Origin of the sequence: Tsukamurella hominis, from assembly GCF_965137015.1 — a bacterium.
GTDB lineage: Bacteria > Actinomycetota > Actinomycetes > Mycobacteriales > Mycobacteriaceae > Tsukamurella > Tsukamurella hominis.
In genome coordinates this window covers 285,306-305,420 of record NZ_CBCRZG010000003.1, presented here as the reverse complement: position 1 = coordinate 305,420, position 20,115 = coordinate 285,306, and the positions used below count along the sequence as shown (strand labels likewise).

The window sequence follows — 20,115 nt, the reverse complement described above, 5'->3', positions numbered from 1 at the left end:
GATCGATGTCCGATTCGACGCGCGAGGACGGTGCATGGGCGCCACGAGCATCTCCCGGCGGACCGCCCTGCGCGCCGCCCTGATCGCCGCGCTCGGCGGCGGTCTTGCGCGCACCGCGCGTCCCGCCGGCGCGGACCCGATCACGATCCCGCTGCCGCCCTTCCCGGGCGGCCTCGGGCCGATCCCGCAGCCGCCGTCGAACTCGCCGCTGGTCACCTCGTCGCCGCCGCTGCGCCCCTACGTCGACGACCTGTGGCTTCCGCCCGCCCACCGGTCCGGCGCCGAGCTGACCGCCCGGGCGGTGCGGCACCGGTACCACGCCGACCTGCCTCCGACGAGTGCCTTCGGCTACGGCGACCACCTGCTCGGGCCGACGATCACCGCTCGCTCCGGCGAGGAGCTCGCCTTGAGCTTCGGCAACCGGCTCGGCGCGCACCCGCTCGCGGAGTACGTCGACGAATCGATGATGGCCACCACCGGTGCCGATCGAACGGACCCGCGGACCACCGTCCACCTGCACGGCGCCCCCACCGCGCCCGAATCCGACGGCTACCCGACCATCTGCTGGCGCCGGAACGGGATGCAGCACAACCGGTACGGGAACCGTCAGGAGGCTGCGACTCTCTGGTACCACGACCACGCGGTGGGGATCACCAGGCTCAACGTGCAGGCCGGCCTCGCGGGCGTGTACCTCGTCCGCGACGACTACGACACCGGCGAGCCGGGCAACCCGCTGGGCCTGCCCGCGGGCGAGCGGGAGTTGCCGATCGTGCTGCAGGACCGCACCTTCAAACCCGACGGTTCGCTGGAGGCGCGGCAGTTCAACTTCCTGCCGCACGACATGAACCAGGCGGGCCAGCTCGGCGACGTGGCGCTGGTCAACGGTGTCGCGCGGCCGCGGCATCGGGTGGCGCGCGGGGTGTACCGGCTGCGCATCGTGCTCGGCGCGAACAGTCGGGTTTTCCGCCTGCAGTTCTCGAACTCGATGCGGTTCTGGGTGATCGGCAGTGACCAGGGCCTCCTCGACGAGCCGCAGGGGGTGCGGTCGATCACGATGTCGCCGGGCGAGCGCGCCGACCTCCTGGTCGACTTCGGTGCTGCGGACGGCGGCGGCGTGGACCTGATGAACACCGCGGAGAACTCCATCGGCAACGCGCTGTTCATGGTCCCCACACTGCACAGGATCATGCGGTTCCAGCTGTCCGGGCCCCGCGAAAGCGCGCGGATCCCCGAGACGCTGCGCGGCGGTCCCCGCCGCCCGGCCCGTCTGCCCGCTCCCGCGCGGCCGACCCGGCGGCGCACCGTCACCCTCGGCTGGGACCTCGCCACCGCGACCTCGTCGATCGTGCCGCTGCGCGCGCTCATGCTCATCAACAATCTCGACTTCATGTCCGACGACGTGGACGTGGCGCGGGCGGGCACCGTCGAACGCTGGGACATCGTCAACAGCCTGCCCATCGAACACCCGATCCACCTGCACCTGGCCGTCTTCCGGGTGATCGAGCGGCACCGCCTCGACTCCGCGCGGTACTTCCTCAGCGCGCCGCCGCCGGTGCGGGTGGGCACCCGCTGGTCGCCGGCACCGTCGCGCGACATGCTGAGCCGGCGCACCGGCCCCGAGCCCTGGGAGCTCGGCTGGAAGGACACCGTGCTCTGCCCGGAGGACAGCGTGACGAGCATCCTCGTGTACTGGCCGTCGTTGGAGCAGTTGGGATTCGATCCCGACGCACCCGTCCCGGTCCCGCACGACGCCGAGGTGGCGGGCGGCCACCACGGCTCCGCTGCGCACAGCGGGCACCACGGAGGATCGCGCCCCGAGGTGCGCGGCTACGTCTGGCACTGCCACAACCTGGACCACGAGGACCACGACATGATGCAGCGGATCCGCGTGCAGCACCACTGACTCCGTGGCCCGCTAGAACAGCGTGCGAGGGCGGATCGCGTTCGCCAGGTCCACCAGGGCGTGCCGCTGCCGCTTGCGCTCGGCGAGGGCGGCGATGTCGCGCAAGGACTTCTCCGTCGCCTTACGCAGGCCGCGCTCGGTGAGCGCGTGGTCGAGCAGCGTGCGGGTGCCGTCGAGCCGGCCGTGCTGGTTGCGGTGCTGCACCCAGCCGAGGGCCACGCCGAGGACCAGCGCGCGCAGCTGCAGCCGGCGGAACTCGGACTTGGGCAGGGTGCGCACGCGCCGCGCCGCCTCGTGCAGCTGCGCCTCCGTGACGTCGGCCAGGTCGCGGCCGTGCACCAGCGCGACCACCGACGAGCACAGCGCGTTGTGATAGTGCCGGCTGGTCGACGGCACCTGGTCGAGGATCTCGACGGTGCCCACGATGTCGCCCGCCGCGCGCCGCATCCGCGCGGCGCCGAAGGCCGCCGAGATGATGCCGCGGTCGGTGCGCCACACGTTCTCGTACCGGCACCGCGCCCGGTCCAGCCAGCCTTCGGGGTCGGATTCGCCGGAGACGTAGCAGAACTCGGCGGCCACGGCGGCGGCCAGCTTGGGCGCCGCCTCGCCGGGCGCCTGGTCGGTCACGGTCTCGAAGTAGTCGTAGGCCCCCGCGTAGTCGCCCTGCATCAGCGCCGTCTCCGCGCGGTACCAGGTGACCTGCCAGCGGTGCGGCTCGCGCGAGGCCAACGAGTCGAGCAGCGTGGTGGCCGCGTCCACCTCGCCCAGTTCCAGGTGCGCGCGGGCCTCGGCGAGGTCGATCTCGACGGTGCCCGCCATCGCTTCGCGCAGCTCCGCGAGGGAGTCGAGGATCTGGGTGGGATCGCTGCGCATGGTCAGCGCGAGCACACCGGCGGCGGGGTCGGACGGGTTGGCGATCGGGATCGGCAGCGCCGCCAGCACTTCCGGAGCGCGCAGCCGGTCGTCGTGCACCTCCGGATCGGGGTCGACCGCCCGCAGCATCAGCTCGACGCCGAAGGTCGAGCGCTGCGGCGTGAAGACCACCGACAGGCCGGGGCGCGGCTCACCGGACTTGGTGGACAGGCACTCCCGCAGCACGCCGAGCAGCTGATCGGTGAGCTCCGCCGCCGAGGAGAAGCGTTCGTCCGGGTCCTCCGCCGTCGCCTTCACCAGCAACCGGTACAGCGAGTTGTACTTCGCGAGCGTGTCGTCCTCGGTGGGGGAGGGCAGACCGTCGACGTACCGGCCCCCCTCCATCGGCACGTTGGCGACCAGGACCGCCAGGGTGCGGCCGACCGTGTACACGTCCGAGGCCACCGACGGCCCGGTCTTCGCGATCTCCGGCGCCTGGAATCCCGGTGTGCCGTAGATGTATCCGTAGCCGCCGAGCGGGGCGACGGCGCCCAGGTCGATGAGCTTGACGTCCTCCTCGCTGATCATGATGTTGTCGGGCTTGAGGTCGTTGTAGGCCAGGCCCAGACTGTGCAGGTAGCCGAGCGCGGGGAGCACCTCGAGGATGTAGGCGATGGCCTGCTCGACCTCCACCTTGGTACCCGCGCCCGCGTCGGTGCCCGCGTCGGCGGCGGCCTCGGCGAGGATGTCCTTGACCGTCTTGCCCGGCACGTACTCCATGACGATGTAGCCGATCTGGGTGCCGTCCGGATCGGGGTGCTCGACGAAGTTGTAGATCTTGACGATGGACGGATGCGTCATCTCGGCCAGGAAACGTCGCTCCGAGACCGCGACGGCCTGCGCCTGGGCGTCGCCCGAGTTGAGCAGCCCCTTGAGCACGACGGGCCGGTCGACCACGTTGAGGTCGGTGGCCAAGTAGATCCAGCCCATGCCGCCGTGGGCGATCGCGCCCTTGATCTCGTACTGGTCGGCGACGATGTCGCCCGGCTTGAGCGCGGGCTCGAACGAGAAGCGGGCCCCGCAGTGCGGGCACGAGCCGATCAGCGCGCCGGGCTCGCCGTCGTGGGCGCGGCCGACGGGCTTGCGGCAGTTCCAGCAGTACCGCTTGCCCTCGGCGATGATCGGGTTGGTGCGGATCGCCTCCGACGGGTCGACCTCGGTGATCCGGGGGATCTCGACGAGGCCGCCGCCGACGCGGCGGCGCGCCGCGACGCGGGTGGTGCTCGCGGTCCGGACGGGGCCGTTGCCGAACCGCGGCGTCGCCTCGGTCGCGACGGCCGGGGCGGGCGGCGGCACCGTCGTCACCTGGGTGCCGACGGGCGGGGGCTCGGTGTCGTCGAAGAGGTCGACCATCGGCGCGCCGACGGTGCCCTGTTCGGGGGTGTCCTCGTCATCGAAGGAGACGGCCTGGGCCTGCGTGTGTTCCTCGACGTCGTCAGTCATCGTTCATCACCCCTCGTACCTCGCCGCCGGCGCCGACCAGACCTGGCCGAGCGACGGCGCGAACCACTGGTTGTACAGGCGCATCCACGTCCCGTCGAAGGCCATCCGCAGGAGCACCCCATTGATGAAACGCACGAGGTCGGTGCGGTTCTTCCCGACGCCGACCGCGTAGTACTCGAGCCCCATCGACGGGCCGGTGATGGTGAGGTTCGGGTCCTGGTCCTCGAGTCCGGCCAGGATCGCGTCGTCGGTCGAGATCGCGTCCACCTGCGACTGCTGGAGCATCACGAGGCAATCCGACCACGAGTCCACGGCGACGACGGAGGCGCTCGGTGCCAGCCGGCGGACCCGGTCGAGCGAGGTGGTGCCCCGAACCTCGCACACCCGCCGGCTGGAGAGGTCGCCGACGGTGTTGATCGGCGCGCCCCGCGGCGCGAGGATGCGCTGCTGCGCGATGAAGTAGGTCGCGGAGAACGCCACCGACTTCGCTCGCTCGCAGGTGGCCGACATCGTCTTGACCACCACGTCGACGGTGCCCTCCTCGAGCGCCTTCTGCCGCTCGGCGGTGGACAGGATCCGGAAGTGGATGCGGTCGGGGTCGCCGAAGATCGCGGCGGCGATCTGGTGCGCGATGTCGGCGTCGAAGCCCTTGATCTCGCCCGTGATGGGATCGCGGAAGGAGAGCAGGTTCGAGCCGATGTCGATGCCGACCACGAGGCGGCCGCGGTCCTGGATGTCGGCCATCGTCGTGCCCGGCACCATCTGCCCCGGCGCGGGTAGGCCCGACGGGGACGGCGTGGCGGTGCACATCGACACCTCGGGCGGGATGGGCGCGTCGGTCGGGACGAGGGAGCCGGAGCCGGGCACCGGTTGGACGACGCCGGTCACCGCGTCGCCGGGGGCCTCGGGCGCGGTGACGACGCAGCCCGTCGACGCCAGCGCGACGGTGAGCGCGAGGGCGATCCCCTGCAGTGTGCGGCGCATCATCGGTACTCCCTGACCCGGGGGTAGAAGCCCGCGGCGACCCCGGCGGCCGCGAGCACGCAGAGGATGAACGCACCCGGTCCGGAGAAGGCGATCGCGAAGCGGGCGGTGTTGACGTTGTCGCGGTACAGGGTGCGGGCCCGGTCGATCGCGGCCGTGAGGTGCCCGTCGAGCGAACGGTAGGCGACCGCCGCGGAGCCGGGGTCGGTGCCGATGGCCAGGCGCGTCGCGCCCAGGTAATCGCCCGTCGCCTCGCGCGCCGCGATCTGCTGGTGCGCGGTGACCCAGCGCTGCGCGTCGGCCCGCGCCGCATCGACGGCGGCGGCGATCTGGGGGTCGGAGTCGCCGACGGACTCGAGGTCCTGCTCCGCGCTCTGCAGCGTCTCGGCGAAGGCCGACGCGGGCACGCCGCGGCCGGCGCCCCGCTGCACCAGCGCCATCGTCTCCATGGATCGGGCCTTCTGCGTCAGGGTGCGGGCCTGCGAGAGCGCGTCGACCGCGGCCGTCCCGCGCTGCTCGGCGCGCAGCGAGTAGGTCGACGAGGTGAAGCCCGCGACCACCACCCAGGTCATCGCGATCGTGAGGGCCGCGGCTGCGACGACCAGGCCGCGGTTGACCCGGCGCTGCGTGCGGCGCGCGAGGTACTGGTGGGTGAGCAGCACCGACGCCAGCGCGATGCCGAGGACCCCGTAGGTCGCCCACGGCGGCGAGGCGAATTGATCGTGGGTGCGGCGCAGGTTCTCGGTCTCCTCGCGGTAGAAGCTCTCCGCCGCGGGTAGCAGGGTGTCCTGCATCAGGGTCGAGGCCGTCGCCAGATAGGCGGCCGCGACCGAGTTGTCGAGCCGGTTGTTCGTCCGTGCCGTCTCGACCAACCCGGTGTAGACGGGCAGATTCATCGCGATCGTGTCGAGGTTGTCGTGGGCGCGGCCGTCGTCGGCGGGCAGGCTCGTCGCGGAGGTGATGAGCGCCTTGCCCGCCGTGGCGAGGGCGATGCTGTAGCTGCCCTGGATCTCGTCGGACGGGAGGCCGCCCGCGACGAAGGCGGCGTTGGCGGACTCGTTGGCCGCCGAGAGCGAGCTGTAGAGCACCTGCGCGGCGTGCGCGCGCGGCTCGTAGTCGGCCAGGTTCTGCTGCAGCACCTCGGTCCGGGAGAGCTGCGCCGCGGAGGTGAACCACCCGGCGAAGAGGCACATCGTGATGAGCACGAGCGCCATCGAGACGAGCTTGCCCGGGCTGGAGGTGAAGAACTCCCGCAGTTCCGCGAAAACCGAGGATTCCGGGAAGGATCGGAGGCGCAGGGACGACAGCTGCCGATTCTTCGACGCCTGGGCTGTCACCGTCTGCTCCTTCCCTCAGTTGCACCCTTCGGCCGGGGTCGGGCCACTGCGGACTTCGTGCCTCCGACCCTATCGCGCGAGCCCGTCCCGCAGACGGGATGACGCGCAGAGTCGTCGCCCCGAGTGGCTCTCGTTCGGCTACGGTGGGTGTCGTGTTGGGTGACGGGAACGGCTGGGTCCGCGACCCGGACGGCTCCCGGTTCTGGGGCCGGTTCGGCGCCGCGGGTCTGTTGGCTCTGTCGCCGGACGAGAGCCGGGTGTTACTGCAGCACCGCGCGTGGTGGAGCCACCAGGGCGGCACCTGGGCGCTGCCCGGCGGGGCCCGCGACTCGCACGAGTCCGCCGCCGACGCCGCGCTCCGCGAGGCCTTCGAGGAGACTGGACTCCCGCCCACGTCGCTCGAGGTGCTCTCCGAGGTGGTCACCGCCCGCTCGCAGGTCGGCTGGACCTATACGACGGTGCTCGCCCGTCTCGTCGAGCCGCGCGATCTCGTGCCCAACGAGGAGTCCACGGCCCTGGAGTGGGTCTCGCTGGGCTCGGTGACCGACCGCAAGCTGCACCCCGCCTTCGCCGCCGCCTGGCCGGACCTCCAGGTCCAGGTCCGCGCCCTCGCGGAGGACTGACAGCCCGTGTACGGGGTAGCGCTGTGGGCGCTGCTGCTGGTCCTCTTCGTCACCGCGGTCGTGCTCATCTTCCTCGTCCCACCGCGCTCGCGACGTCGCGGCGAGCGGCCGCGTTCGCCCCGCCGGCACTGATGCCCACACGGCTCGTGCAAGCGCCGTCGATGGCAGGCGGTACGCGACGTCACGAACGTTCGGCCACACCGAACGGGTTGTCGATGACGTACCTCCACCGCCCGTCCCGCCCGCGTCGTGCCACATCGGTGGCAGTTCCGCTGACGTCGACGTGGTCTCCCGCGGCGGTTCGCCCGACGATCTCCCAGTCGACGATCAGCAGCGCGAGTGCGTCGTCGAACACGTGCACCTGCTGCACCACGATGCGAATCGGGACGCCGAGCGACTGCAGAGCGGTGTTCGCGGACCGACGGTCGTCGCCGGTGACCGCGGTGCCCTCGCTGGTGACGAACACCGCATGCGGCTCGTACACCCGCTCCAAAGCCGCCGGATCGCCGGAGTTGAAGGCCGCGGCGAAGACGTCCGGATGCAGATGCGGCTCGGTGGTCAGCTCGATAGCGTGGGCTGTGTGGTCCATGAGCACACGCTGGCAGCCGTTTCCGTGGCTCACCAAACGGTGAGTGCGGCGGTGGTCGACGATCTCGTCCCGGACGGTGTGGGAAACCACAGCGCGCCCTCGGACGACTGCCCGGTGGAAACTGCGCTGGCGGCGATTGCCGGGAAGTGGACGACGCTCCCTGCTGCGGGAACTGAGCCGCGGCGAGCTCACCTTCGGCGGCCTGAAAGCGGCGCTCCCCGAGCTCTCCGACAAGGTGCTCGCCGAGCGCCTGGCGGCACTGGTCGACCGCGGCATAGCTGATCGGATCGCCCATCGCGGCTACCCGAATCGCGTGACGTACTCGCTGACCGAGGCGGGGAACACTCTTCGCCCCCTGCTGATCGAGCTCTACCGGACGGGAACCCGACTCCAGGAGCTGCAGCGCGGTCTGTGACTCCGGCGGCTATCCGAGGGCGGCCTTGAGGGCGCGGGCGGCGGACTCGGGATCCTCGGCGGCGGTGATGGCGCGGACGACGACGACGGCGTCCGCGCCGGCGGCGGTCACCTCGGGAACGCGGGCCAGGTCGATGCCGCCGATCGCGAACCACTTCCGAGTGGGCGCGGCCGCGGCGGTCTCGCGGACCAGCGGCAGCCCCGGCGCGGTGCGACCCGGCTTGGTGGGCGTGGGCCAGCACGGGCCGGTGCAGAAGTAGTCGACGCCCTCCTCGGCGGCGGCCGCGAGGGCCTGGGCACCGTCGTGCGTGGACCGCCCGATCACGACGTCCGGCCCGACGATCTCCCTGGCCACCGGCACCGGAAGATCGTCCTGGCCGAGGTGGAGTACGTCGGCGCGGGCGGCGAACGCGACGTCGGCGCGGTCGTTCACCGCGACCAGCGCGCCGTGCTCGTGCGCGATCTCCCGCAGCTGCGCCACGAGCTCGATCTCCTGCGCCGCCTCGAGCGCCCCGAACTCCCGTTCGCCCGCCGAGCCCTTGTCGCGCAGCTGCACGATGTCGACGCCGCCGCGCAGCGCCGCGGCGACGAATTCGGCCAGGTCGCCGCGCTCCCGGCGGGCGTCGGTGCACAGGTACAGGGAGGCGGAGGCGAGCCGCTCGCGGGGGGAGATCATGGCCCCAGCGTAGGCCCGGCGGAGTAGGCTGGGTCGCGTACACACGGGAGCTCCCGCCGCGGGGCTGAGAGTGGGGCACGTCGCGCCCCTGACCGTCAGACCTGATCCGGGTAATGCCGGCGAAGGAAGGATCCATGGGTGTGAAGAAGTCTGTGACCGTCGTGGGCGGAGGCACCGTCGGCCTCACCGTCGCCTGGACGCTGGCTCGGCGCGGAGGCACCGTCACCGTCGTCGATCCCCGGCCCGGGTCGGGCGCGTCGTGGGTGGCGGGCGGCATGATCGCGCCGTACTCGGAGGCCTGGCCCGGCGAGGAGGAGCTGTACCGGCTCGGCGTCGAATCCCTCGGCCTGTGGGAGGGTTTCGCGCGCGACCTGCAGCCCTACGCCGACGGCCCGCTCGTCACCTCCCGCGGCGCCGTGCACCTCGCCGTCGACGAGGGCGACGCGGCCGAGCTGGAGACCGTGGCCGCCGCCGTCGGCGACCCCGCGCAGTTCGCGCCGCTGCGCCCGTCGGCAGCGGCCCGCGCGGTTCCCGGTGCGGCGCCGCGCATCCGGGCCGCCGCGTCGGCGCCCGGCGAGATCTCGGTCGACAACCGTCTGCTGCACCGAGCGCTCCACGCCGCGTGCGCGGCCGAGGGCGTGGCCTTCCGTGCCGAGGAGGTCGACGGTGCCGCGGGCCTCGAGGACCTCGATGGCGATGCGGTGATCGTCTGCGCGGGTGCGGATTCCGCCGCGCTCGCCCCGGGGCTGGGGGTGCGGCCGGTGAAGGGCGAGGTGGTGCGGCTGCGGCGGGGCCCCACCTGCCTGCCGCCCCCGACGGTCACGGTGCGGGCCCGCGTCCGCGGCCGGCAGGTGTACGTCGTACCCCGCGCCGACGGCGTGGTGGTCGGCGCGACGCAGTACGAGAACGACCGCGACCTCGGCGTGCGGATCGGCCCGGTGGTGGAGCTGCTGGACGACGCCTTCGCGGTGCTGCCCTTCCTCCGCGAGTACGAGTTCGTCGAGGTCGCGGCCGGCCTGCGGCCCACGACGGCGGGCAACGTCCCGGTGATCGCGCCGCTCGGCGGCCGCGTCTTCGCGGCGACGGGGCACGGGCGTAACGGATTGCTGCTCGCGCCGGTGACCGGGGAGCGAGCGGCGGATATGGTTCTGAAGCAGGAGGTGCAGGCATGGAGCTGACGGTGAACGGCGACGACCGGCAGGTGCTCGACGGGACATCCGCGCAGACGCTGCTGGAGCAGCTGGGGCTGCCGGACAAGGGCGTCGCGATCGCGGTGAACGGCGCGGTGCACCCGCGCTCGCGGTGGGACGAGGCGCTGCCGGCCTATGCCGACATCGAGGTGCTGACGGCGGTCCAGGGTGGCTGAGCAGTCCGATCCGCTGGTCATCGCCGGCCGGGAGTTCGGCTCGCGGCTCATCACGGGCACCGGCGGCAGCGCCAACCTCGAGCACCTGCGGGCCGCGCTCGTGGCCTCCGGCACCGAACTGACCACCGTCTCGCTGCGGCGCACCAGCCTGGCCGAGGGCGGCGGCGTCCTCGAGACCATCCGCGAGCTCGGCATCATGCCCCTGCCGAACACCGCCGGCTGCCTCGGCGCCGCGGAGGCGGTGCTCACGGCGCGACTCGCCCGCGAGGCGCTGCACACCGACTGGGTCAAGCTCGAGGTGATCGGCGACGAGCGGACCCTGCTGCCCGACGCGGTCGCCCTCGTGGAGGCCGCGGAGGAGCTGGTGGCCGACGGATTCACGGTGCTGCCCTACACGAACGACGACCCGATCCTCGCCCGCCGGCTCGCCGACGTGGGCTGCGCGGCGGTCATGCCCGCCGGTTCGCCCATCGGCACCGGGCTCGGGATCCTCAACCCGCACAACATCGAGATGATCGTGGCGCAGAGTCCGGTGCCGGTGATCCTGGACGCGGGGATCGGGACCGCGAGCGATGCCGCGCGCGCGATGGAACTCGGCTGCGACGCCGTGCTACTCGCGTCCGCCGTGACCCGCGCCGCGGACCCGGCGGCGATGGCGACCGCGATGCGGCTCGCGGTGGAGGCGGGCCGACTGGCGCGCGGCGCCGGCCGGATCCCGGAGCGCCGCTGGGCGGTGCCCTCGTCGCCGATGGACGGCCGGATGGCCGCAGCGACAGGCGCCCGTGGCGGGGCCTGAGCGGGGCCGGCGGCCGGACGGGGCGTCGGAGGCACCGTCGGGACGGATCCGCCGCAGCGCGCAGATCGGGGGCGTCGCGGTGCGCCACGCGGCCCGGACGGCGGGCACCCTGGCCGCCGGGCGGTTCCGCGACGACCGGGCGGCCCGGGAAGCCCGCGACGCGACGATCCTCGCCCTCGCCGACGACCTGGTGACGGTGCTCGGCGGGATGCGCGGCGCCGCCATGAAGCTGGGGCAGCTGATGGCCGTCATCGACATCGGGATCACCGGCGACTCGGCGCGCGAGGCCTTCGCGGAGCGCCTGCAGCCGCTGTTCCGGTCGGCGCCCCGCTGGACCGACTCGGCCATGATGACGGTGCTCGACCGGGAACTGGGGGAGCGGCGCGGGCGCATCGTCCGGCTCGACGGGCCGATCGCGTCCGCGTCGATCGGCCAGGTGTACCGCGGCGTCCTCGACGACGGCCGCGCCGTGGCGGTGAAGATCCAGTACCCGCGGATAGACGCGATGGTCCGCGCGGACCTGAAGAACATGCGGCTCCTGCTCAAGGTGTTGGGCAAGTACATCCCCGCCACCAACGCCGCCGCGCTGTCCGAGGAGATCGCCCGCCAGGTGCTCGCGGAGCTGGACTTCGTCGCCGAACTGCGCCACCACCGCTACTTCGCCGACCTCTTCGCCGGGCACCCCGGGATCGTCGTTCCGCCGCCCGTCGACGAGCTGTGCACCGGTCGCGTCCTGGTGACCGAGTTCCTCGAGGGCGAGCCCTTCGCCGCCGCCTCCGCCCTGGATCGGCCGGCGCGCGACCGGATCGGCGAGGCGGTGTACCGCTTCTATTGCGGCGAGATGTACCGCACCGGACGGTTCTGCGCCGACCCCCACCCCGGCAACGTGCTCGTGCTGCCCGACGGCCGCGCCGGATTCGTCGACTTCGGCATGACGGTGTGCCTGACGGACGAGGAGCACGCCTTCGAGCGGGACCTGTTCACGGCGCTGCTCGGCGGCGACACCGAGCGGGTGCACGACCTCGCCGTCCAGGCCGGGTTCATCGGCCGCCCCGACCTGATGGACGCCGACGACCTCGCCGAGTACATCGACCACGTCGTCGGCTGGCACCTGCACGAGGGCGCGGTGACCATCACACCCGAGACGGCGCGCGACGCCGTCATCGCGGCGACGCTCCCCGCCGGTGGCTTCTACGACAAGTTCGAGGGCCAGATGCTGCAGGCGGAGCACGCTCTCGGCCGGCGCACCGACATGTCGACCGTCGCGCTGCTCGGCGAGCTCCACGCGACCGCGCCGTGGCGGGCCATCGCCTGCGAGGTGCTGGAACTGGGGGAGCCCGCGACGCCGATGGGTGTTGAGATCGCAGAGTGGCGGGCCCGCCGAGAGGCGGACCCGGGATAGAATCTCCAACCATGTCGGTAACGGAGTCGGGCGTCGCGGAGGCCCCCAGGCCACGTCGCGGCCGCCCGCCGTCCGTCGGCCTCGCCGAGCGGCGCCGCGAGGAGCTGACGGACGCCGCCTTCACCGTCTTCGCGGAGCAGGGCTACGAGCACGCCTCGGTCGCCGACATCGCCAAGCGCGCCGGCATGGGGCAGGGCACGCTGTACCGCTACGTCGAGGGCAAGCGCGAGCTCCTCGATCTGGTCTTCGACCGCTGCGTCGACGAGCTGATGACCGCCATCGGCCCGGACCGCGTGGTCGACGTGACCGCGAGCGGCGACCTCGCCGCCGCCGAGGAGATGGTGGAGGGGGTCGCGGCCCGGCTCTTCGGGCTGCTCGACTCGCGGCCCGACATCCTCAAGGTGGTGATGGTGCAGTCCGGCACCGTCGACGAGGAGCTCCGCTTCCGGATCCAGGGCCTCTACCAGACCTTCGACTCGATGATGGGGCGCGCCCTCGGCCACGCCCGTGAGCTCGGGTGGATCGTCACCCGCACCGAGCACCCGGAGGCCGAGACCGTCCACCTGGGACGCCTGCTCCCCGCCCTCGGCGTGCCCGGCATGATGATGGCGCTGACCGACGGCGACGACCCCGAGCGGCGGGAGGCCTACGTGCGCTCCGCCGTCCGCATGTCGGCGAGCGGAATCCTGTCCGGCGATGCGCGCGAGGCGCTTCCGCCCCTGGCGCCGTCGGAGGAGGGGGACCCGGTGGAGCCGGGTGCCGAGGTGCCGGAGCCCGTCACCGGACGGTCCGCGGGGCGCTCGGCCGAGCTGCTCGACGCCGCGATCGCCGAGTTCGTCGAGAAGGGCTACGCCGCGGTCGGGGTCCGGGAGATCACCGAGCGCGCGGGGGTCAGCCACGGCACGTTCTACAACTACTTCGACAGCAAGCGGCACATGCTCTCGGTGCTCGTGGAGCGCAATCGCGAGGCCGTCCTGGGCCGCGTCGACGCCGTGGTGGCGGATCCTCCCGCGGCCACGGTCGAGGCGCTGCAGGCCGCGGTGTTCGCGCTGAATCGGGATGTGCTCCAGGGCATCGCGGAGCGCCTGGACGAGTTCCGTTTCCTCGCGCTGGAAGTGCCCGGCGTCGACGTCGAGGCCTTCGACACCTACCTCCTCCTATACCGGGAGGCGGCGTCGAGGTTCGAGGCGATCCTCGGCGGGGCGCGGGAGGCGGGCCTGCTGCACGGGAGTCTCGGCGTCGGCGACATAGCCGAGGTGTGGCTGGGGTACATGCTCGGCACCGCCGCGGCGATGGTCAGCGACGTCGACGTGACGAGCCCCGCCGAGAGCGCTCGTGTGGTCACGAATCTGCTTCTCGGCGGGGCCCGCACGCTGTGATCGGCTAGACGCTGGCGAGATCCTCGCCGGGGCGCGCGTCGTCGCGGTCGGCGGCGGCGGACTCCACGATGTCGTGGTCCTTGGTCTCCGCCATCAGGTAGCAGCAGAGCACGCTCACCGCGGAGAGGCCGGCCAGCATGAAACCCACCCACAGCTGGTTGCCGTCGGCCACCCACTTCGCGGCGATGAGCGGCGGGATGGCGCCGCCGAGGATGCCCGCGAGGTTGTAGCCCAGGCCCGCGCCGGTGTAGCGGTAGCGCTCGTGGAACATCTCGGGCAGCGCGGCGCCGGCCGGGCCGTAGGCGATGCCGAAGATGATGAGCGTTCCGATCAGACCGACGGCGTACATCGGCAGGCTCTTGGTGTCGAGGATCGGGAACAGCACGAGCGACCACACCACGGCCAGCCCGCAGGAGGTCATGATGACCTTGCGGCGGCCGATCTTGTCGGAGTAGATCGCCGATGCGGCGATGGCGAGCCCGAAGAAGACCGCGCCGGCCATGCCCATCGCCAGCACCGTGGTGCGCGGAAAGCCCAGGTTCTTGGTGGCGTAGTTCGTGAGGAACGCGGTGCCCATGTAGAACAGTGAGAACAGCGACGCCAGCGCACCGGCGGCGATGAGGATCTCCTTCCACTGGAAGCGGATCGCGTCGAGGAAGGGCAGCTTGGTGCGATGGATCTCGCTCATCGCGCGCTTACGGACCTCGGTGAAGACGGGGGTCTCCTCCACGGTCAGCCGCACCCACAGGCCCACGAGCACCAGCAGCGCCGAGAGCAGGAACGGGACGCGCCAGCCGATGGTCATGAACGCGCTGTCGGCGTTCTTGGTGTCCCCGGCCGTCAGCGTGAACAGCAGGAACGTGCCACTGGAGAGGAAGAACGCGAACGACGGCCCGAGCTGCGGGAACATCGCGTAGAGGCCGCGCTTGCCCTTCGGGGCGTACTCGGCGGTGAGCAGCGTGGCGCCGGCCCACTCGCCTCCCACGGCGAAGCCCTGGAGGAATCGCATCACCACGAGCAGCACCGGCGCGAGCGTGCCGATGCCGTTGGGGAACAGTCCGAAGACGCCGGTCTCGCTGCCGGGCAGCAGGCCGATCATCACCGTCGCCGCGCCCATGATGAGCAGCGTCCACACCAGCGTGCGCTTGCGGCCGATCCGATCGCCGAAGTGGCCGAACAGGATCGCGCCCACCGGCCGGGCGAAGAAGGCGACCGCGAAGGTGGCGAAGGACGCCAGGGTCGCGACGCCGGGGCTCATGTTCGAGAAGAAGATGGTGGGGAACACCAGGGCGGCGGCGGTGCCGTAGATGAAGAAGTCGTAGAACTCGATCGTGGTTCCGATCGAGCTGGCCATCGCCACCCGGCGGAGCCGGGCTTTCGGGACGGCGGGGAGTTCGGGTGCAGTCACGTGCGCTCCTCGGGTCGGTGGACCCCAGGAACGGTAGTGACCGCGATCACACCCCCGGTACCCCCGAAAGGGGGTAGGCCCGACGGTGCCCGGCCGTCACGGCAGGAGGCCGAGGCTGCGCGCGCGGGTGACCGCCTCGAACCGAGTGCGGGTGCCCAGCTTCTGGCCCGCGCTGCGCAGGTACGCCTTGACCGTCTCCGCGCTGATGGAGAGGCGCTGCGCGACTTCGGCGTTCGTGCAACCGAGGGCGACGTGGGCGAGGGCGTCCAACTCGCGTGCGGTGAGGGGGCGCTCCGGCCGGGCGGCACCGTCGGCCGGCCGGCCGAGATCGGTGATGCGGCCGCAGGCCGATTCCAGGCGGGAGCGGACGGCGCCGTCGGTGATCTCCCCGGCGAGGGCGCGGAGCTCGGAGAACACCTCGCGCAGGAGCTCGCGGTCGACGCCACCGAGGGCGGAGCGCTCCGCCGCCGCGGCCTCGGCGAACTGCATCCGCCGTTCGACCTCGTCGCGCACGCGCAGTTCGTAGGCGAGGTCGCGCACGGTGTGCGCGACGGCGCCGAGGATCGTGTCGCCGAACGTGGACTGGCGGCGGTCGGCGGCGTAGAAGACCGCGCGCACGATGCCGTTCACCGCGAGCGGGACCGCGACCATCGAGCGCAGCCCCTCCGCCTGCACGTGCGCGTGGTAGTGCTGGGTGATCCCGGCGGTGCCGTAGTCGGCCACGGCGGTGGGGCGCCCGGTGCGCAGGACGTGCCCGCCGAGGCCGGCGCCGCGCGCGACCGGCAGGCCGCTGAGCGCCGGGGTGCGCAAGCCGACGCCGCCGTCGAGGACCACGTGATCCTCGTCGACCAGGCCGACGAAGGCCACGGGAAGTTCTGTGCGCGTACGAATTGTTCGGAGGGCGGACCGGGTCGCATCGGCGTCGATCGTGCTGGCGGTCATCGGTCTCTCCGGGCGGTCACAGCGGGTGATTCATCATCGCATGACCGGTTCGTCCGTGTGACGGGAACCACACCCGGGGGGTGCTGGGGGACGCTCCGGCCGCGCGCGCATCACGGCGGCGCGGCCGAAGAATTGTTAGCGTGAATACATGATCGAAGTCGCGGGTTTGACCAAGACCTACGGGGCCGTGCAGGCGGTGAACGACCTGTCGTTCGCGGTGCGGCCCGGTCGGGTCACCGGGTTCCTGGGGCCGAACGGCGCGGGTAAGTCGACCACGATGCGCTGCATCCTCGGGCTCGACCGGCCCACCGCCGGCCGCGCGACGATCGGCGGCAGCGAGTACGGCGCCATCGACCGCCCGCTGACGAAGGTGGGCGCGTTGCTCGACGCGAAATGGGTGCACCCCAACCGGACCGCGCGCGACCACCTGCGGTGGCTCGCGGTGGCGAGCGGCATCCCCGTGGGGCGGGCCGACGAATGCCTCGCGGCCGTCGGCCTCACGGACGCCGCGCGGAAGAAGGCCGGCGGATTCTCCCTCGGCATGGCGCAGCGACTCGGCATCGCCGGTGCGCTGCTGGGGGATCCGGGCGTCCTGCTCTTCGACGAGCCCGTGAACGGCCTCGACCCCGAGGGCATCGTCTGGGTGCGCACCTTCATGAAATCCCTCGCGGCACAGGGGCGCACGGTCTTCGTCTCCAGTCACCTGCTCGCGGAGATGGCGCTCACCGCGGACGACGTGGTCATCGTCGGCCGCGGCCACCTCGTGTGGAACGGCACCATGGCCGACTTCATCGCGCAGAACTCGGAGCACACGGTGCGCGTGCGCAGCCCCCGCGATCGCGAGCTGGCCCAGGCGCTCACCTCGCGCGGCCTCGCGGTCGACGCGGCGGCGGAGGCCGCGCCCGGCGGCGGCGGACGCATCGTTCTGACCGTGCGCGGCGCGACGAGCGACGCCGTCGGGGAGATCGCCGCGGCGGAGGGGCTGCCGCTGGCCGAACTGGCCCCGCAGAGCAGTTCGCTGGAACAGGTGTTCATGCGCCTCACGGGGGGAGCGGTGGAGTACCGCGGGACGGGAGGCATCGGATGATCGTGCGCGCTGTGCAGGCCGAATTCGTCAAGCTCGCGACGGTCCGCGCCACCAAGTGGCTGCTGATCGGTTCGTCGGCGGCGGCGCTGGCCATCACCGTGATCGTCGCCCTGGTCGTCCGGAACATCGGGGAGACCATCGACGACATCGGCGTGGTCGCCCTCGCGCCGCTCTCGGGCTTCGCGGCCCTGCCCGGCATCGCCATCACCTTCGCCGGGGTCATCGGCGTGCTGTCGGTGACCACCGAGATCCGGTACAACACCCTGCGGACGACCTTCCTCGCCGTCCCCAACCGGTGGATCGCCCTGCTGGCCAAGACCTTCGTGGTCGCCGTGGTGTGCGCCGTGACCTACGCCGTGGCGATGGTCGTCGCGGTGCTGCTGTTCGGGGTCATCGTGGACGGCTCGCCCGGGGATGTGCTCCGCTCGGGTGCCGGTTCGTTCCTCGCCTTCCCGATCGGGACGGCCTTCGCGGCGGTCCTGGGCGTGGCGGTGGGCTGCGCGCTGCGGAACGGCGCGGGCGCCATCACCCTGCTGCTGGGCTACCTGTTCGTGGTCGACAACGTGATCACGACGATCCCGCAGACCAGGGAAGCCGGCCCCTACCTGCCGCTGTCGAACCTGCAGAACTTCATGGGCGTCCTCTTCGACGAGAGCTTCCCGTGGGGTGCTCCGGTCTCCTTCGTGTATCTGGTCGTAGTGATCGGCGCGCTGTGGGCCGGGGGCGCGGCGCTCGTCGCGCGACGTGACGCGTGACTCACTCGTCGCGCCTACCGATGCAGGTCACACCGCGGATGTAAGCATCGCGTGAACGTTCGCCGACGCCCCTTCCCGGCGATCGTTCGCAGTGCTACATAGGAAGGGTGACCGTCGAGAGCGCCGCCCCGCCGACCGCCCCGGACGCGCCCGCGCGGGACCCCGCGCCGGGGCTCGTGCGGCGCACTGTCGGGCGACGGGGCGTGCGGTACCTCGCGGTCCTCGTCGGGGCCTGGCTGTTGGCCGAGGCGATGGGCCTGTTCGGGATTCCGGCGCCCGCGCTGCTCGCGGCGCTCGTGCTGGGTGCGGTGCTGCGCATGGCGATCGGGCGGGAGGTCACCGTCCCCGCCGAGGTCAGCAGGTGGACGCAGGCGTTCATCGGCGTCATGCTGGGCGGCTATCTGAATCTGGAGGCGATGCGGGCCGTCGGACCGGTGCTCGCGCCCTTCCTCGCGATCTCGGTGCTGACCGTGTTGCTCTCCCTCGGCACCGCGTGGGTGCTGAGCCGCTGGGCCTCGGGGCTCGACCAGCGCACGGCGACACTCGGCCTGATGGCCGGGGGCTCCTCGGCGGTGGTGACCCTCTGCGACGAGCTCGGAGCGCGCAAGGACGTCGTCGGCGTGATGCAGTACTCGCGCGTGCTGCTGGTCAGCCTCACCGCGCCGTTCGTCTTGGTGGGCCTGGCCGGCGGTGCCACGGCGTCCACGCAGTCCTGGCTGCTCGACCTGCAGATCGTGGGACGCGGGGATCAGGTGGCGGGGCTGTCCACGGCGTTCGTCTTCGCCCTCGCCGGGATGTGGCTGGGGCGCAAGCTGCGCCTGCCCGGAGGCGGGCTGATCGGCCCGATGCTGGTGGCCGCGGTGATCGGCGGCGCGGAGCTCACCCGCGGCTTCGCGCCGCAGGGCGCGTTCAAGGAGCTGCTGCTCATCGTCGTCGGGCTGGAGGTGGGCCTGATGTTCGATCGCCGCCTGCTGCGCCGGCTCGCGCACCTGCTGCCGGCGATCGCGGGCGGCATCGTCGTCCTGTGCGGGCTGGTCGCCCTCCTCGCGGCCGCCGCCGCCTACCTGACCGGGGTGCCGCTGGCCGACGCCTACCTCGCCACCACCCCCGGCGGTATCAACGCGGTCGTCGCCAGCGCCGCCGGCAGCGCCGAGGCCGACATGGCACTGATCGCGACGGTCCAGAGCCTGCGGCTCGTCATCGTGGTGCTCGCGCTACCGCTGGTGGTCGCCGCGATGAACAGGTGGTCCGGCCTCAGGGACGCTCGCGCAGCCGCCACGACGCGTTGACCGGCCCGTGGCCGGCGCCGACGGGGTAGGCGGCCGCGAGCGACCGGGTGACCCACTCCTTGCCGAAGGCCACCGCCTCCGGGACGTCGTAGCCGTGCGCCAGCGCGCAGACGGTGGCCGCGCCCAGCGTGTCGCCGGCGCCGTGGTCGTGCCGGGTGCCCAGGCGCTGCGCCTCGAACTCGAGGAACTCGGCACCGTCGTACAGCACGTCCGTACTGGTGGAAGCGGTCCGCAAGTGGCCGCCCTTGACCAGCGCCCAGCGCGGGCCGAGGGCGTGCAGGGCGCGCGCGGCGTCGCGCTGCGTGGCCTCGTCGACCACGTCGATGCCCGTGATGAGCCGCACCTCGTCGAGGTTGGGGGTGACCAGGTGGGCGAGCGGGAAGAGGCGGCGCAGCAGGGTTTCCAGCGCCTCGGGCGTGAGCAGGGGGTCGCCGTGCTGCGACGCGCAGACGGGGTCGACGAGGAACGGGATCCGCGCGCCGATCCCGAGTTCCTCGGCGGTGTCGGCGATCGCGTCGATGATCCCCGCGGTCGCGAGCATGCCCGTCTTGGCCGCGCCGATCCCGATGTCCTCCACCACCGCCCGGATCTGCCCCGCGACCGTCTCGGGCGGGATCGGGTGGAATCCGGTGACGCCGAGGCTGTTCTGGACGGTGACCGCCGTGACGGCGCAGGTGCCGTGCACGCCGGCGAGCGCGAAGGTCCGCAGGTCGGACTGGAGACCGGCGGCCCCGCCCGAATCGGAGCCGGCGATCGTCATCACCCGCACGGGGGTCTCGCCGTCCGCGGGCAGGGGGAGGAACTGCATGG

20 protein-coding genes and 1 riboswitch are annotated in these 20,115 nt (G+C 72.3%); of the genes, 12 read left to right on the top strand and 8 right to left on the bottom strand.

From position 1 onward, the window contains the following. Positions 1–34: 34 nt before the first annotated feature. Entirely contained in the window at positions 35–1,903 is a 1,869-nt protein-coding gene (locus ACM9LD_RS06210; RefSeq protein WP_415675866.1) for a multicopper oxidase family protein, read from the top strand. A 12-nt stretch (positions 1,904–1,915) separates the two neighbouring features. Here the strand turns inward: ACM9LD_RS06210 and ACM9LD_RS06205 are convergent, their stop codons facing one another. The 3 genes from ACM9LD_RS06205 to ACM9LD_RS06195 are packed head-to-tail and all read right to left on the bottom strand — an operon-like array spanning position 1,916 to position 6,579. After that, positions 1,916–4,258, bottom strand: a complete 2,343-nt coding sequence (locus tag ACM9LD_RS06205) for a serine/threonine-protein kinase (protein ID WP_415675865.1) — start codon at positions 4,256–4,258, stop codon at positions 1,916–1,918. Positions 4,259–4,264: 6 nt separating this feature from the next. Next, positions 4,265–5,245, bottom strand: a complete 981-nt coding sequence (locus ACM9LD_RS06200) for a glutamate ABC transporter substrate-binding protein (protein WP_415675864.1) — start codon at positions 5,243–5,245, stop codon at positions 4,265–4,267. Further along, positions 5,242–6,579, bottom strand: a complete 1,338-nt coding sequence (locus ACM9LD_RS06195) for a hypothetical protein (protein ID WP_415675863.1) — start codon at positions 6,577–6,579, stop codon at positions 5,242–5,244. Before ACM9LD_RS06195 ends, ACM9LD_RS06200 begins: the two co-directional genes overlap by 4 nt. Positions 6,580–6,731: 152 nt before the next feature. Between ACM9LD_RS06195 and ACM9LD_RS06190 the strand changes: the two genes are divergently transcribed. After that, complete coding sequence (locus ACM9LD_RS06190) at positions 6,732–7,202, top strand: NUDIX hydrolase (RefSeq protein WP_224645283.1); 471 nt, start codon at positions 6,732–6,734, stop codon at positions 7,200–7,202. Positions 7,203–7,208: 6 nt separating this feature from the next. Then, complete coding sequence (locus ACM9LD_RS06185; protein ID WP_415675862.1) at positions 7,209–7,334, top strand: hypothetical protein; 126 nt, start codon at positions 7,209–7,211, stop codon at positions 7,332–7,334. A 49-nt stretch (positions 7,335–7,383) separates the two neighbouring features. Here the strand turns inward: ACM9LD_RS06185 and ACM9LD_RS06180 are convergent, their stop codons facing one another. Continuing rightward, a complete protein-coding gene (locus ACM9LD_RS06180; RefSeq protein WP_415675861.1) occupies positions 7,384–7,791 on the bottom strand; it encodes a YybH family protein in 408 nt (135 codons plus the stop codon). A 136-nt stretch (positions 7,792–7,927) separates the two neighbouring features. On the opposite strand from ACM9LD_RS06180, the gene ACM9LD_RS06175 reads away from it, so the two are divergent. Continuing rightward, complete coding sequence (locus ACM9LD_RS06175; RefSeq protein WP_415675860.1) at positions 7,928–8,206, top strand: winged helix-turn-helix transcriptional regulator; 279 nt, start codon at positions 7,928–7,930, stop codon at positions 8,204–8,206. 9 nt (positions 8,207–8,215) lie between these two features. Here the strand turns inward: ACM9LD_RS06175 and thiE are convergent, their stop codons facing one another. Then, positions 8,216–8,881, bottom strand: coding sequence for a thiamine phosphate synthase (gene thiE / locus ACM9LD_RS06170; protein ID WP_415675859.1), 666 nt, complete (start codon positions 8,879–8,881; stop codon positions 8,216–8,218). Positions 8,882–8,914: 33 nt separating this feature from the next. Further along, positions 8,915–9,026, top strand: a riboswitch (TPP riboswitch). Between thiE and thiO the strand changes: the two genes are divergently transcribed. From thiO to ACM9LD_RS06145, 5 genes are all read left to right on the top strand, one after another. After that, on the top strand, positions 9,022–10,059 hold the full coding sequence (gene thiO, locus ACM9LD_RS06165) for a glycine oxidase ThiO (RefSeq protein WP_415675858.1): 1,038 nt from the start codon (positions 9,022–9,024) through the stop codon (positions 10,057–10,059). Its footprint overlaps the riboswitch before it by 5 nt. Further along, positions 10,050–10,247, top strand: coding sequence for a sulfur carrier protein ThiS (thiS, locus tag ACM9LD_RS06160; RefSeq protein ID WP_224645278.1), 198 nt, complete (start codon positions 10,050–10,052; stop codon positions 10,245–10,247). The genes thiO and thiS overlap by 10 nt, the downstream gene beginning before the upstream one ends. Next, complete coding sequence (thiG, locus tag ACM9LD_RS06155) at positions 10,240–11,043, top strand: thiazole synthase (protein WP_415675857.1); 804 nt, start codon at positions 10,240–10,242, stop codon at positions 11,041–11,043. The genes thiS and thiG overlap by 8 nt, the downstream gene beginning before the upstream one ends. After that, positions 11,030–12,445, top strand: a complete 1,416-nt coding sequence (locus tag ACM9LD_RS06150; protein ID WP_415675856.1) for an ABC1 kinase family protein — start codon at positions 11,030–11,032, stop codon at positions 12,443–12,445. Before thiG ends, ACM9LD_RS06150 begins: the two co-directional genes overlap by 14 nt. An 11-nt stretch (positions 12,446–12,456) precedes the next feature. Continuing rightward, on the top strand, positions 12,457–13,824 hold the full coding sequence (locus tag ACM9LD_RS06145) for a TetR/AcrR family transcriptional regulator (RefSeq protein WP_415675855.1): 1,368 nt from the start codon (positions 12,457–12,459) through the stop codon (positions 13,822–13,824). Positions 13,825–13,828: 4 nt separating this feature from the next. Here ACM9LD_RS06145 and ACM9LD_RS06140 read toward each other — a convergent pair whose 3' ends face one another. After that, a complete protein-coding gene (locus ACM9LD_RS06140) occupies positions 13,829–15,178 on the bottom strand; it encodes an MFS transporter (RefSeq protein ID WP_415675969.1) in 1,350 nt (449 codons plus the stop codon). Between the two features lie 150 nt (positions 15,179–15,328). Next, positions 15,329–16,174, bottom strand: a complete 846-nt coding sequence (locus ACM9LD_RS06135; RefSeq protein WP_415675854.1) for a helix-turn-helix transcriptional regulator — start codon at positions 16,172–16,174, stop codon at positions 15,329–15,331. 148 nt (positions 16,175–16,322) lie between these two features. On the opposite strand from ACM9LD_RS06135, the gene ACM9LD_RS06130 reads away from it, so the two are divergent. The 3 genes from ACM9LD_RS06130 (at position 16,323) to ACM9LD_RS06120 (ending at position 19,305) form a co-directional block, all read left to right on the top strand. After that, complete coding sequence (locus ACM9LD_RS06130) at positions 16,323–17,261, top strand: ABC transporter ATP-binding protein (RefSeq protein ID WP_415675853.1); 939 nt, start codon at positions 16,323–16,325, stop codon at positions 17,259–17,261. After that, entirely contained in the window at positions 17,258–18,016 is a 759-nt protein-coding gene (locus ACM9LD_RS06125; RefSeq protein ID WP_415675852.1) for a hypothetical protein, read from the top strand. The genes ACM9LD_RS06130 and ACM9LD_RS06125 overlap by 4 nt, the downstream gene beginning before the upstream one ends. 107 nt (positions 18,017–18,123) lie before the next feature. Beyond that, entirely contained in the window at positions 18,124–19,305 is a 1,182-nt protein-coding gene (locus ACM9LD_RS06120) for an AbrB family transcriptional regulator (RefSeq protein ID WP_415675851.1), read from the top strand. Here the strand turns inward: ACM9LD_RS06120 and thiD are convergent. After that, on the bottom strand, positions 19,271–20,113 hold the full coding sequence (gene thiD, locus ACM9LD_RS06115; RefSeq protein ID WP_415675850.1) for a bifunctional hydroxymethylpyrimidine kinase/phosphomethylpyrimidine kinase: 843 nt from the start codon (positions 20,111–20,113) through the stop codon (positions 19,271–19,273). The two genes, ACM9LD_RS06120 and thiD, sit on opposite strands and share 35 nt — an antisense overlap. Positions 20,114–20,115 lie beyond the last annotated feature (2 nt).